Raw genomic sequence first — 14,550 nt, forward strand, 5'->3', positions numbered from 1 at the left:
TAAGCTTTTAGCTGCTAGCTTCTAGCTACTAGCCCTTTGTCTTTTGTTATGATCTCAGATTCTGTAACTTCTTTCTATTTTTTTCCCTTAACGTTACCTGTTAAAAGATCTTATGCGTGATGCGCTTCTTCTTTGTGAGCAGATTCTTTTTCTGCTTTAGGAGCGGCATCCTTGTTTCTGATCTTAGCCAGGTAGTTGATAGAAGGCAGTACGTGTGTTTCTTCGAGCACGTAGTACAGCCTGTCTGTTTGTTCTTCGTTACGGATCTTATAGATTTCGCTGTTTTTGTCGTTTACGTTACCGAATACGATCGCATCGGCGCCGCAAGCTTGCTGACAGGCTGTTTTAGCAGCACCATCTTTCAGCGGATGACCAGCTTTTTTAGCATCCAGTTTGGCTTCCTGTAAACGCTGAACGCAGAAGGAGCATTTTTCCATCACACCACGGCTACGAACCACTACGTCTGGGTTCAGTACCATGCGGGTGAGGCTGTCGTTCATATCTGCTACGTCGTACAGGTTGTTTTCGAAGCTGTCCGCACCATTCCAGTCTCTCCAGTTGAGGCGACGAACTTTATAAGGACAGTTGTTAGCGCAGTAACGGGTACCGATACAACGGTTGTAAGCCATCTGGTTGATACCTTCAGAGCTGTGGTTGGTAGCACCTACCGGACAAACGTTTTCGCAAGGCGCGTTATCGCAGTGCTGGCACAGCATAGGCTGGAACACTACTTCCGGATTGTTCTCATCACCGCTGAAGTAACGGTCGATGCGGATCCAGTGCATTTCGTGCGCTTTTGCTACTTCGTCTTTACCTACTACGGAAACGTTGTTTTCCGCCTGGCAGGCAATGGTACAAGCACCACAACCGAAGCAGGAGTTCAGGTCGATAGACATACCCCATTTGATACCAGGGTAAGGGTGGCTGGAATACAGGGTAGCGTCTGAGCGGAAATCCTTACCGAATTTATCCAGTTCGCGTCTGTCTTCGTTAACCTCTTTCGGATTATGTTTGAACTCTTCGAGGGTAGTTTCCTTGATGATAGGACGACCTTCGTAGCTATTGTGAGTTTGTGTTAAAGCAACAGGGTATTTGTTACCGGTAGCTTCTACAGAAGCATCAGCAGCAAAGTAGTCGAAAGTCTGACCGTTGAAGCTTACCAGCGGATAAGCGTTCTGACCGATACCGGCAGCAGCTCTACCAACGTTTTTACCACGTCCGTAACCTACAGCGATCGCGATCACTTCCGGGTGCATACCCGGGATGATCAGCATAGGCAGGATGATTTCCTTACCGTTTGCTTTTATTTTCAGTTCTTTCTTTTCAACGTTGATTTCGTAGTCGTCACCCAGCTGAGCAGAGAAAGTTTTAGCGAGGGTGTTGGAGATACAAGCGTAGTTGTCCCAGGTAGCGCGGGTGATAGGATCCGGCATTTCCTGCAACCATGGGTTGTTGGATTGTTTACCGTTACCGATCGCTACTTTTTCGTACAGTACTACTTCGTATTTACCACCTTTCTTAGCGCCGTTGATTTTGGCAGCAGCACCAGCGATATCGCCGGAGAAAGAGGCACCGCCTAAAGCCGGAGCAGTGGCTGGTTCTACCACACCGTCCTGCAGGGCTTTGTCCCATGCTTCTGCACCACCCAGTTTAGCAACCCATTCAGCTTTCAGGAAGTCAGCCCAGATAGTGGAGTTAGCGCTCCAGGTGAGCAGGCTGTCTTGTGCAGCGCGGGTTTTAAAGAGGGGAGAGATGGTAGGCTGAGCGAAGCTATAGTAGCCTGGTTTACCCTGAGCATCGTTCCAGTTTTCCAGGAAGTGGTGATCAGGAGCAACATATTTACATTTTTCAGTTGTTTCGTCCAGTCTGTCGTTGAAGGAAACAGCGAGTTTCACTTTACCCAGGCCTTCGGAGAACTTGGCTGCGTCGAAGTAGTCGTAAGCAGGGTTAGCACCGTATACGATTACAGCACCGATGCTGCCAGCGTTCATATCGCTTACCAGTTTGGTCATATCGCTGTCGATACCCTGACGGTAGCCGGCAGGAGAAGCCCAGTCGATAGTAGTACCGTTGGCACCGATGATATTGTTGATCGCGTTTACGATCAGCTGGATGTTTACGTCGTTGGAACCGCTTACTACCAGTGCTTTACCGGCGTTTGCTTTCAGTTCCTTAGCAGCTTTCTGAATACCTGCTTCTACTTTGGCGTCCAGTTTAGGGGCGCTTACGCTGCCGCCTACTGCTGCCAGCAGGGCCAGTGCTACAGCACCAGCTTCAGAAGGTCTGTGTGTATATCTTTCGTCGGCGTTTGCACCGGCAAGGCTCATTGTGCTTTCGAACTGGAAGAGTTTGGACATTTCCGGGTTCTTGGCATTGATCTTACGGGTTTGAGCGAACTGACGGGCATACTCAACAGGGTTGAGCCATGTACCGATGAAGTCTGCGCCCAGGCTGACGATGGTTTTAGCATTTTCGAAGTGGTAGGAAGGGATGGTCCTTTTACCGTAGGAAGCTTCGTTAGCCAGCAGCATACCGGAGTAAGAAACCGGATCGTATACTACGTGGCGGGAGTTTGGATATTTAGCCAGGAAAGCGTCGATTACTTTCTTGGTAGAAGGGCTGAGGATGGTAGAGCTTAATAAAACAACAGGAGCACCGCCCAGACCGGCCAGTGCAGCACCTACTTGTTTATCCAGTTCTGCCCAGGTAGCCTCAGTACCGCCGATAGTCGGGAAACGCAGACGGGCTACATCGTACAGGCTCAGTACAGCACCTTGTACCTTGGCTGAAGTAGAACCACCTGTGATAGCAGACAGGGAGTTACCTTCTATTTTAATGGGACGACCTTCGCGGGTTTTAACCACAACAGGTACATATTCACCATCAATTGAATAAGAAGAAGCATAATAGTTGGCTACGCCAGGAGTGATTTCTTCCGGTTTGTTCACGTAAGGGATAGCCTTATGAACGGGAGTTTCGCAACTGGCAGCGATAGTGGCGGCAGCAGTGGTGAAACCGAGGTATTTCAGAAAGTCCCTGCGGGGGGTAGTAGCATTCAACAGGCCTTCACTCTCAAACGGTAATTCTTCTTTGAATTCGTTCTTCACAATTTCCTGATGCGCTTCGGTATTGTGCAACTCCTCCAAGCCTTTCCAATACTTTTTTTGCTCCATGTTATATTAACGAGTTACGATTATTATGAATTATGATATCTTCTGAAACGATTTCATGATTTCCCGTTTGACCAGAAAATCATGAAACGCTAAATCCTTTCTAGTAGTGACATTTTTGACATTCAGTACCACCGACCATTTCAACAGTCACACTATCGATCTTCTTATCTTTAATATCCTGATGAAGTTTCTCGAAGATGCTGTAGTAGTTGTTATCTGCAAACTGCACTTTGGTAGTACGGTGACAGTTGATACACCAGCCCATAGACAGGTCGGCGAACTGATGTACTTCATCCATTTCGGTGATAGCACCATGGCAGGTCTGACACTGTTGTTTACCAGCCACTGTGTGTTGGGAGTGGTTGAAGTAAACGTGGTCAGGCAGGTTGTGGATTTTAGTCCATTCGATAGGGCGACCTGGTTTGGTATACTTACCTTTTTCAGCGTCCCAGCCTACGTAATCGTATAATTTTGCGATTTCTGCAGTACCGTCAACTTTTTTACCTTCAGCAGTAAACAGCTCAGGGCCGGAGTACTCTTTAATGGCTTTGTGACAGTTCATACAGATGTTCTCGGAAGGAATCATGGCATGCTTGCTCTTCTCAGCACCAGCGTGGCAATACAGACAGTTGATCTGGTTGATGCCGGCGTGCACTTTGTGGCTGTAGAAGATTGGTTGTTCTGGCATGTAGTCTTTCTGACGACCCAGCCCGATAGCTCCCTGAATAGTGAAGTAACCGCCTACCATGAACAGCACCAGAATAGCCAATGCGATGTAGGCTTTGTTTTTGTAGAAGGGAATCGGCTCAGGAGTAGGCTGACCTTCTTTATCACCAGCAAGCTTGTTCAGGTTGCTGTTGATCTGCATGAGGATCAGGGCTACCACTGCCAGGATCAGGGTAATGATACCAAAGAGGAGGCTGTTGTCGCTGCCTTCTTCTTTAGCACCGGCAGTAGCGGTACCAGCTTCTGGTTTAACACCAACAGGTTTTTTCTCTTCAACAGAGATGAACGCCAGGATGTCGTCAATATCTTCATTACTTAATGAAGGGAAAGCCGTCATCGCGGTTTTGTTGTACTCATTGAAGAGGTTATTGGCATACTTGTCGCCACTTGCCAATACTGATGCGGAGTTATGAATCCACTGGTGCAGTAATTTCTTATCTGCCCAACGGCCTTCTACACCCGCCAGTGCAGGACCTGTCAGCTTCTTATGGACATTGTGACATGAAGCGCAGTTTTGTTGGAAGATTTGCTTACCCTTAGCAGGATCCGCTGCCTTTACAGCTGAAAACGGAATTACTATACTAGCGCATAGAATAAGCACACTCACAAAATGCTTGCGCAAAAGAATGGAAACACGACGATACACAGCCTATATAGTTTAGATTTGACCTAAAGTTTCTTAAAAGTGCCAGCAAAAATAAGACACAATGTTGACAATTTACCAACAATTATAAAATTATTTGCCTCAGGAAATCCTCGCTTTTTCCTTTCCCTTCAGCGAAATTTCTGTTGTAATCCTTTATGCTGGCTAATTTGATTGAAATAGTATTCAGGACCTTTCAAAACTTATTATTTTGATTGAAAGTTCAATTTCTATTTACAGATGTGCTCATAAGTAGTAGGGTAGGCCCTCTTCAAAGGATATAGTATTATTATATGCAGATCAAAACTTAATAACGCCCTCCTATATCCCGGCCTCTATATATTATATATATAGGCTGCCACCTTTAATTAAGGTAAGTATCTTATTTTTACCATAATAACCTGCTACCGGACAAGAATGTTCAATCTGTCTCTAAAAAACATTCCCATGCGTAAACTAACTTACTTACCAACCCTGCTGGCCACACTGATGGCTTGCAACAACAACAACAACAACAACCATACCGGCACCGACAGTACCGCTGCCGCTGGCTCAATACCCACTACTGTAGCTGTCCACATCACCGGCACCTACCAGGGCACCCTTCCCTGTGCAGACTGCCCGGGAATGGACTACCAGATCAGCCTGTTTGACGACCACACCTTTACCGAACTGGTAGCCTACCAGGGTAGAGGTCAAGGGATCGCCTATACTGAAAAAGGTACCTGGCAACAAATCAACGACTCCATCGTCCGCATACAGAAAAAAAAAGACAGCAGTTCCTTCCTCGCCGCTGAAAACAAACTCCTGGTATTGGACCGCGAGGGTAAACGGATTGAAGGGGCCCTCGCCAGCAACTACGTACTCAAACCTGTGGAAGGCGGCGACCGCCGAACCCTCCTTGCACAGAAAGCCAGCGCCGGCGTCACTTTCACCGCCAGCGGCAATGAACCCTTCTGGAGCCTGGACCTGGAAAAAAGTAAGCTCCTCTTCCATACAGCCTCCGGCGATAGCATCCTGGCTAACCTACCTGCCGCCCAACCTAATACCGACACGCTTAAAGTATACACCACCCCGCAAATTACCGTCAGCATCCGTAATACCATGTGCTCCGATGACATGAGCGGGCTCATGCGCCCGAATACCGTGGAGATAAAGGTGAAAGACCAAACTTACCATGGTTGTGGAGAATACATCAAATAACTTGATCAGACAGGAGCGCTATGCCGGGAGAACAGCTCCCGGCATAGCGCTCTGCTAAAAAAATCCCCGAAACCATATTAATCCGTTCAATCCTGAGTACCTTTGCAGCTAAAAAAAGAACCGTTGAAAAATATTGTCATCTTCGCATCGGGTGCAGGAAGCAACGCGCAAAGGATCATTGATCATTTCAGAAATTCAGACAAGGCAAGAGTAGCATTGATTGTGTGCAACAAACCCGGAGCAGGCATACTGGACATCGCCCAACGGGAAGGGATACCCTCCGTTCTGATAGAAAAAGAAAAATTTTTCCATACAGACACTTATGTTAACTTGTTAAAGGAAAAGGAAACCGACCTCGTTGTACTGGCCGGCTTTTTATGGAAAGTACCCACCAACCTGGTACAGGCTTTTCCCAACCGGATCATCAATATACACCCGGCATTGCTCCCCAAGTTTGGCGGCAAAGGCATGTACGGGCACTTTGTGCACGAAGCCGTAGTGGCAGCAGGAGAAACGGAAAGTGGCATCACCATCCACTACGTAAATGAAAAATACGACGACGGTGAAACAATCCTTCAGGAACGTTGCATCGTCACCAAAGAAGATACACCAGAAACCGTGGCACGCAAGGTACAGGCACTGGAACACCAATGGTTTCCGGTAATTGTGGAACGAATATTGCTAAAATAATACGGCATGTAGCTTCCGACTGCAGGCTATTCCCGGCCGGAAGCTACATACTCCACCTCAACACTTTGTTACCTACTAACTGTATGAAAAAAATACTGTTACTCACCGGAATACTCTGTTTACTCTATGCATGCACCTATGCCCAAGACCCTAAGCGGCTCCGGTGTACTTACCTGAAAATAAACCCCACCACCCTGATCAACGAACTGGATATCCTTCTGGAACAGGATATCAGCGATAAACTTAGTATAGAGCTGGGGGTGATAGGCATTTATACCGACTATCCGGACTATGTTCTCACCAAAAAAGTCAATATTGGCCAGAAAAAACCCGATGTCAGCACAGAACAGTTTGTAGACGGCCGTGGCCTCGGATTCAGGGTCGGTGTCCGATACTACCTGATCACAAAGGAAATAGGCCCCGCCACCGCTGCCGGGACCTATTTTGAACCTGTACTGGTTTATAAAAAAGTATTCTATCCTAACGAAGATGTGGTGATTAACAATAACACCTATACGAATTCAGCCACCAAAGACGTATATGCGTTGCAGTTACTGGTGGGTAGGCAGTTCCGGAAACACAAACTGGTAATGGATCCTTATTTTGGCGTTGGCATCCGCGGAAAACTTTACCGCACCAATATTTATGAAGGCGACAACAATGGCATCGCAAACCTCAACAAGGCCAATGTTGTCACCGTATGGCCCAGTCTGCACCTGGGCATCAAACTGGGCCTCAATCTCCACAAATAAACCTAAAAAGGAACAATCACTTTAGCACTGAAATTTCTTCCCATATTATAAATGCCATAACGGCCATTGGGAGAAGCACTGTAGTACTCAAAATACTTCAGACGGTTCATGTTAGCCTGATAGGCCACGTCAAACACATTATCCAGCTGGAGGAACAGCTCCAGTACTGTCTTCCCCTTTTTATTGGTGAATCCGGTACCGGCTCCGAAGTTAACCAACGTATAGCCGGCGGTGTAGGTTTCAGTATTATCCACCCCGTAAAAATGCGACTGTGCTGAATAGTGGTCCACCTCTGCACGCACATAAGTTTTGGACAGCATCCCGAAATTCCGGGGAGCAGTGGCTTTCAGTGCTGAGCGTATATGCAGGGGCGGTATAAAAGGCAGGTAACGGGCTGCATCACCATGCTGGTCGATCAGTGCTTTGTTTCTGTTCAGCCCTGCCGTATAGGCGGCACTGTTATCCATGGTCAACCAGGACACAGCACGCGGATGCAGATTTACACTCACTTCTGCCCCATACAACCGCGCACTGGATTGCTGGTAACGATACGTGGCATTGCCGGGCACTATCACCACCGGTTCGCCATTGGCATCATACAATCTCGCCTGGTAGATATAGTTGTTGATATTATTGTTAAACACTTCCACACTGATATCCAGGTCCGGCAGGTAGGCGAGGAAACCCAGGTCCTGCTGCAGGCTGAACTCCGGCTTAAATTCCCGGTTGCCAAGGTATACGATATGTGCGCCGGGGTCTAGTCCGTTGGAACCGATTTCTGTAATATTGGGTGCTCGGTAGCCTCTGGCGATGTTTGCCTTCAGCAGTACGCGCTGGCTCAGGTTCCAGGTAACACCCAGGCTACCGGAAATGCCAGTATAGTTATGCCGGAAAGCAGGGAACTGCAGACTAGCACCAGCGGTATCGGGCAAGTTGTATTTTTTATCAAACCCATTGTCTTTATCGGGTCCTACATAGAAATCGTTCCATTTAATGTGACGGCTGTCGTAACGAAGGCCTCCGGAGATATCAAACTGACCGACTGTTTTTTTGGCGAAGAAAAAGCCGCCGATATCAAACAGGTCATAGTCCGGGATGGGAAAGTCAGTAGCGTTTTTGCTGCGGTTGCGCTGATACATACCGTTTACGCCTACGGTCGTTTCCACACCGCCGATGGCAGGTAAGTTGTAACGCAGGTCGTAGTTGAGTGTATTTAATACTACATACAATCCTGGCTGTGCCGGCATTTCGGGGTGATTATATTCCCGGCGGATGCTTTGTTGTACACCGATGGTGGTGTTAATATCTCCTTTACCTAATATATAACGATTACGGTTATACGCTCTATAATGTTGAATATGCTGATGCAGTGGATTGAGGGTATAAGTACGCAGCTGATTATCCGGTACAATGGGTCTGTTTTTGATGTCATCATCGGCATCCAATACCTGACGGGTAAATTTACGCGTCAGCGAATCCCGGCTGCCATCGGGGATCTCCTGGGTATTGTCGTATAGCGTGACGCCCCACAGTGAATGCCCCCATGACTTATCCACCCGAGCCAATGCAGACAGGTTGTACTCCCGGAAAGCGGTGCCATATACATAACCATCCACTTTGTTTTTGTAGTTGTGGGCTGCTTTCACAGTTCCACGCACTACATACTTCCAGTCGTTTTTGTTGTATACCAGGCCCAGGGAAGAGCCAATCATACCGTTGTTGGTATGGTAGTCTGTCAGGAAATTCCCTTTGAGTTTTCCCTGCTCTGTTTCGGGGATATCGGGTATCATGTTGATCACGCCGGCCAGCGCATCGGAGCCATAGGTAAGGCTGGCAGGTCCTTTTACCACTTCGGCTCTGGCAATACCATACTGGTCTACTTCGATACCATGTTCATCGCCCCACTGCTGGCCTTCCTGACGCACCCCGTCGAACAGGGTGAGTACGCGGTTATAACCCAGCCCGCGGATGAAAGGTTTGGAGATATTGGGGCCGGTGGTTACCGCACTCACCCCCGGAATTCCTTTCACGATTGCATCGATGATATTATTGTTGACATGCATATTCATGTCTCTTTTACCTATAACGGCAATGGGTATAGGATTTTTTCGTACAGCGGTAGCGCGGGAAACGCCGGTTACCACTACCTCATTCAGTTTGGATAAGTCCTCTTCCAGGGAGATGTCCAGCGAGAGGGTTTGTTTGTTGCTGATGCTTTTTTTAAGGGTTAAAGGCTGAAACCCTATCATGGATATTTTAATATCGTAGGTTCCCGGTTGCAGATTGCGGATCACGAAGAGGCCCTGTTGGTCGGCGATAGCGCCGGTTTTCAAGGCAGGAATGGTGATATTGGCAAACTGTACAGGTTTCCCGTTGGCGGTTACTTTTCCCGTGATGATTGTTTGTTGCGCCTGCAACGATAAGGCAAGTATAAGCACGCCTATGAGTGTAAATAAATGTTTCATGCAATTCTGACACTTGTAGGTGAGGCAGGCACAAAGGATTCCCGGGATAGTTACAAGTACTTGTACTTTCCTTTGTGGCTACAGATATTTTTCTGCAAAACTAAATTTTCAATTTATACTTACCTTAATTATTATTTAGACAAGCCTAAATAATAGGAAAAGGATCGTGGAAGGAAGCACCGCTGAGATATTGATTTATCTCAGCTTCTGTGCACAGGCAACTGTCGAGTTCGTAGATCATGGTATGTACATCCATTTGTTGCCCGATGATAACGAGTTCATTATAACGATCAGCAAAACGTTCGTCCCAGCGGCTGGTGACCAGCTGATAGGATTCTTCATCCAGGTTCCATTGCTGACGGGGGATAGCGCACCACCAGTAACCGGCTTTTTCTACGCGCAGGGAGCCGCCGGCCTGACTCCAGTTGACCGCCAGTTTGGGTCGTGATGCCAGCCAGAACAGTCCTTTGCTCCGTATAACGTTGCCGGGCCAACGTTCATTGATGTACAGCCAGAAGCGTTGGGGATGGAAAGGTTTGCGGCTACGGTATACAAAGGAGGAGATACCGTATTCTTCTGTTTCCGGTATATGTTCTTTCTCCAGTTCGGCCTGCCAGCCGGCACTTTGTGCAGTAGTATCAAAATCGAACAAACCGGTATTCAAGATGCTGTTCAGCGGTACCTGTCCGTTGACAGCCTCTATGATGTTGGCACCTGCATTAAGTTGACGCAGCATCGCTTTCAGGTTGCTCAGCTGTTCGGGACTTACCAGGTCGCATTTATTGAGAACAATTACATTGGCGAATTCTACCTGATCAGTGAGCAGATTGACAATAGTACGCTGATCAGATTCATCTGTGAGTCCTTTGTCCTGCAGCAGTTCCATGCTGCTGTAGTCGTTGGTAAAGTTGAATGCATCAACCACAGTCACCATTGTATCCAGCTGACTTATTGCACTCAGGTCTATACCGTTCTGTTCATCCTGGTAGCAGAAAGTCTGCGCCACCGGTATCGGCTCAGATATACCGGTAGATTCTATCAGGAGATAATCAAACCGGTTTTCACGTGCGAGCAGTTCCACTTCTTTCAACAAATCTTCCCGTAAAGTGCAGCAAATACACCCGTTGCTCATCTCCACCAATCGCTCTTCTGTTTTATGCAGTGTGTTTTCATTCTTCACCAGTTGAGCATCAATATTCACTTCGCTCATATCGTTAACGATAACGGCTACACGAAGATTTTCCCGGTTATGTAATACGTGATTCAGGAGCGTAGTTTTCCCTGCGCCGAGAAAGCCACTCAGCACCGTAACAGGTAATTTTTTCATATAATATTGTTAATGATGTTTATGGACCTTGCAGGAATGGCGTTGCCGCTGATTGATAAAGTGTGCCGCCATAATAACGCCGGCACCCACACAGATAGCAGCATACTCCAACACGACCGCCTCTGCCCAGAAATGCCCCATCAGCAATAAGGCGAAGCCCGCTATAAACAACAGCAGCGGCATCAGCCTCCGGTGATGACGCCAGTAGCCCAACCCTAAAGCCAGGCAACCGATCACGAAAGAAAACAGTAACAAACAATACTCCAGTATGGCATGTTCCGTTATCTCCATTCCCAGGAGAGGGAGCGCAGCAAATAATAAAGGCAACAGCGCGCAATGGACCGCGCAAATAATGGAAGCTCCTATGCCTAATGTATCTAAGTTCATCCGTTTGAATATATTCTCCACCTTACCTTAATTTTTTGAACCTGGGACAAAACTACGTAAATTTGCAACAATGTTGCAACTTTGATGGCTATGATTTTTTTGATGTTCCTGATGAGCGGAGATAGATGAGGATTTGGGATTAGGGGAGATGAATGAATTATATAAAAATATACTTTTTAATGGGCTGATAATATGCATTAAAAATTGCTCATTGTCTTTCATTGATGAGCATCTGTCAAGTATGTGTTACCTTTGCATATTGATTGAAAGTTATTTTGAACAAAACAGTGGGGATTTTCACCTATGTCTAAAAAAGCGATCTTATATATTGTATTTTTTTCAGTGTTGAGCCTTGGATTTCTGGGATATGCCGGCTATGTGATCAAAGGTGAAAGAGGCACTTTTCTGGGGAAAGAAAAGCTGCCGATCCTGGGGGCTCCGGGGCATACGGTACAGGGATTTTCATTTACCGACCAGGATGGTCGTACTAAAACAAAGGCCGATGTACTGGGCAAAATTTATGTAGCAGAATATTTCTTTACCACCTGCACCGGTATTTGTCCGAAGATGAATGCCAACATGGAAAAAGTATATGCTAAATATAAAAACAAACCAGATTTCCTGATCCTGTCACACACCGTTGATCCGGAGCATGACAGCGTACCGGTGCTGAAAGCCTACGCCGAAAAACACGGTGCTGATTCTAAAAACTGGTGGTTCCTCACTGGCAGCAAAAAAGAATTATATGCACTGGCACGCCAGGGTTATCTGGTAGACGATGGCACCTATACCGGCGAAGAAGATTTTGTACACACCCAATGGTTTGCGCTGGTAGATAAAACAGGACAAATCCGCGGTTTATATGAAGGCACCAAATTACAGGATGTTAACAAGCTGATAGATGATATTGAGCGTTTAATGGAAGAATAAAGTTTTTCATCATGGCTACCCAACAACAAATAGCAGAAAAAATAGGCACCTTACTGCGGGAGAGTAAACTGAGCGTAACAGAAACCAGGACCAAAATCCTGGAACTGTTCATGAAAAGTAACGGGGCACTGGAACACAGCGACTTTGAAAAACTCGCCGGCCAATCATTTGACCGTGTGACTGTATACCGGACTCTGCAAACTTTCCTCGAAAAGGGCATCATCCACAAAATACCTACTACCGATACTTCTGTACGTTATGCAGTCTGTAAGTCAGAGTGTACAGAACATCATCATCATGATCATCATGTGCATTTCAAATGTGAAGAATGCGGTACCACCATCTGCCTTGATGATACTGATGTACCACAGATACAGTTACCTAAGGGCTATTCCTTCCACAATGTGGAAGTAATCGTTAATGGTGTATGCAAATCCTGCAAATAATGAGAAGGTCCGGTTAACGGAAGAACAGCTCTTTCGCTAACCGGACCTTTATACAATCAAAGCCTCTACAACTTTTCGATCTCACTCTTCACAAAATCTGCCAGTTCCTTTACGTAGGCCGGTGAAAAATCAAACCGGATACCGGCAGCTTTGTACAGCTCCGGCAGTGTTTTAGTATTACCTAAACTCAACGCCTGTACGTAGTTATCAAGTGCTTGTTTTTTATTTTCCTTATACTGTTTCCACATGGCGATGGCGCCCAGTTGTGCAATACCATACTCTATATAATAGAAAGGTACTTCAAAGAGGTGCAGCTGTTTCTGCCAGAAGCTGGCACGATAGTCTTCAAGGCCGCTCCAGTCTATGATAGCAGGGGAGAACTCCTTCAGTATTTCCACCCATTTGGCAGTACGTTCTTCGATAGTATGCTGTGGATGTTCGTACACCCAGTGCTGGAACTTATCGATGGTAGCAATCCATGGGAAGATGGTGATGGCTCTTTCCAGCTGTTGCAGGCGGGCACGACGGAGTTGCTCTGCATCATCGAAGAAAATATTCCAGGAATCCATGGTGAAAAGTTCCATACTCATGCTGGCTACTTCCGCGATTTCCATCGGATATTCCTTGAATGCGTTCAGTGACAGGTTGTGGCTCAGGAAAGAGTGCACCGCATGGCCACCTTCGTGTACCATGGTGGTGAGATCTTTCATCTGACCAGCGGCGTTCATGAAGATAAAAGGCACACCGGTTTCTGCCAGCGGGCAGTTATATCCTCCCGGTGCTTTACCGATACGGCTTTCCAGATCGAGACGGCCCATTTTTTTCATCACGCGGAGACAGTCACCAAAGAATGGTCCCAGCTGATCGAAGGTTTCGATGGTTTTGGTAATCAGTTCTTCACCTGTCTGGAAGGGCTCCAGTGGTTTCACGCCAACTGGTTCAGCTTCGGTGTCCCAGGGTTTTAACTGATCGAGCTGCAGCTTCTGCTGTTGTTTTTCCAGTATCTGCTGTACCAGTGGAACGATATGTGTTTTCACGGCATCATGGAACTGGAAGGCGTCTTCTTTGGTATAGTCGAATCGGCCCAGCTCTTCGAACTTGTAATCGCGGTAGTTGGCAAAGCCTGCATTTTTGGCTACCTGATCGCGTTTCAGCACCAGGCCGGTATACAGCTCATCCAGTGTGTTTCTGTCTTCCAGGCGGCGAGCGGCGGTTTTAGAAAACACTTCTTCGCGGAGGGTGCGGTCTTCATTTTCAAGGAACTTGGCAGCCTGTTGCAGCGTATATTCCTTTCCGTTAACGCTGATCGTCATTTTACCAGCTATAACACCATATTGCTGGGCCATCACGCTCAGTTCGGCCTGGAGGGGTATGTTTTCTTCCCGGAACAGCTTGATCTGATTTTTAACGTTACGGAGGTAGGTTTTATACAGCTCCTGATCCAGGTCCTTCACGAAGGGGCTGTCTACCAGTTTTTTATTAAGTGCATCTGCATACGGCTGGAGGCGGGGCTGTATTTCCATACAGAAGTAGGTAAACGCGTCTTCCAGTTCTTTACTGGTAGTATCGCAGGTCATTTTGATCTGGCGCCAGCAAGCGTCTTCACTGATCACCGCTTCCAGTTCACTGACATCTTTCAGCCATTGTTCCAGATCGGCCGCATTGTTAATGGGTCTTTGCTGCAGGGTTTCATAATATGGCTGCAGGTTGTCCCAGGTGGTCACCTGAAAGGTTGCCGGCAGGAAGTGGCGGGGGAGTTTTTTTATATCTGCATTCATATGCTATTGTTTTACTGAATTTTCGGAGTC

At 47.0% G+C, this 14,550-nt stretch carries 11 protein-coding genes; 5 read left to right on the plus strand and 6 right to left on the minus strand.

What is annotated here, in order from left to right:
- Positions 1-110: 110 nt before the first annotated feature.
- A complete protein-coding gene (locus tag DF182_RS12015; RefSeq protein ID WP_113615858.1) occupies positions 111-3,173 on the minus strand; it encodes a TAT-variant-translocated molybdopterin oxidoreductase in 3,063 nt (1,020 codons plus the stop codon).
- Between the two features lie 100 nt (positions 3,174-3,273).
- On the minus strand, positions 3,274-4,545 hold the full coding sequence (locus DF182_RS12020; protein ID WP_245957420.1) for a c-type cytochrome: 1,272 nt from the start codon (positions 4,543-4,545) through the stop codon (positions 3,274-3,276).
- Between the two features lie 444 nt (positions 4,546-4,989).
- Here DF182_RS12020 and DF182_RS12025 point away from each other — a divergent pair, with 444 nt between their 5' ends.
- The 3 genes from DF182_RS12025 to DF182_RS12035 all read left to right on the plus strand — a co-directional run bounded on the left by DF182_RS12025 (position 4,990) and on the right by DF182_RS12035 (position 7,187).
- A complete protein-coding gene (locus DF182_RS12025; protein WP_161964128.1) occupies positions 4,990-5,745 on the plus strand; it encodes a copper resistance protein NlpE N-terminal domain-containing protein in 756 nt (251 codons plus the stop codon).
- Between the two features lie 123 nt (positions 5,746-5,868).
- Positions 5,869-6,435 carry a phosphoribosylglycinamide formyltransferase gene (gene purN / locus DF182_RS12030; protein ID WP_113615860.1) on the plus strand — a complete coding sequence of 189 codons (567 nt, stop codon included), beginning with the start codon at positions 5,869-5,871 and terminating at the stop codon, positions 6,433-6,435.
- A gap of 83 nt (positions 6,436-6,518) precedes the next feature.
- Complete coding sequence (locus DF182_RS12035) at positions 6,519-7,187, plus strand: hypothetical protein (RefSeq protein ID WP_113615861.1); 669 nt, start codon at positions 6,519-6,521, stop codon at positions 7,185-7,187.
- Positions 7,188-7,189: 2 nt separating this feature from the next.
- Here the strand turns inward: DF182_RS12035 and DF182_RS12040 are convergent, their stop codons facing one another.
- The 3 genes from DF182_RS12040 to DF182_RS12050 all read right to left on the minus strand — a co-directional run bounded on the left by DF182_RS12040 (position 7,190) and on the right by DF182_RS12050 (position 11,366).
- The gene (locus DF182_RS12040; RefSeq protein WP_113615862.1) at positions 7,190-9,652 is read right to left on the minus strand and encodes a TonB-dependent receptor; all 2,463 of its coding nucleotides are present in this window, start codon (positions 9,650-9,652) and stop codon (positions 7,190-7,192) included.
- A 145-nt stretch (positions 9,653-9,797) separates the two neighbouring features.
- Positions 9,798-10,979, minus strand: coding sequence for a GTP-binding protein (locus DF182_RS12045; RefSeq protein ID WP_113615863.1), 1,182 nt, complete (start codon positions 10,977-10,979; stop codon positions 9,798-9,800).
- Positions 10,980-10,988: 9 nt separating this feature from the next.
- Complete coding sequence (locus DF182_RS12050; RefSeq protein ID WP_113615864.1) at positions 10,989-11,366, minus strand: MerC domain-containing protein; 378 nt, start codon at positions 11,364-11,366, stop codon at positions 10,989-10,991.
- Between the two features lie 342 nt (positions 11,367-11,708).
- On the opposite strand from DF182_RS12050, the gene DF182_RS12055 reads away from it, so the two are divergent.
- Both DF182_RS12055 and DF182_RS12060 read left to right on the plus strand, forming a co-directional pair.
- The gene (locus DF182_RS12055) at positions 11,709-12,296 is read left to right on the plus strand and encodes an SCO family protein (RefSeq protein ID WP_245957463.1); all 588 of its coding nucleotides are present in this window, start codon (positions 11,709-11,711) and stop codon (positions 12,294-12,296) included.
- Between the two features lie 11 nt (positions 12,297-12,307).
- Positions 12,308-12,742 (plus strand): Fur family transcriptional regulator, encoded by a 435-nt coding sequence (locus tag DF182_RS12060; protein ID WP_113615866.1) that lies wholly within the window; start codon positions 12,308-12,310, stop codon positions 12,740-12,742.
- Between the two features lie 65 nt (positions 12,743-12,807).
- Here the strand turns inward: DF182_RS12060 and DF182_RS12065 are convergent, their stop codons facing one another.
- Entirely contained in the window at positions 12,808-14,520 is a 1,713-nt protein-coding gene (locus DF182_RS12065) for a M3 family oligoendopeptidase (RefSeq protein ID WP_113615867.1), read from the minus strand.
- Positions 14,521-14,550 lie beyond the last annotated feature (30 nt).

The sequence above is a fragment of the Chitinophaga flava genome, from assembly GCF_003308995.1.
Taxonomy (GTDB): Bacteria; Bacteroidota; Bacteroidia; order Chitinophagales; family Chitinophagaceae; genus Chitinophaga; species Chitinophaga flava.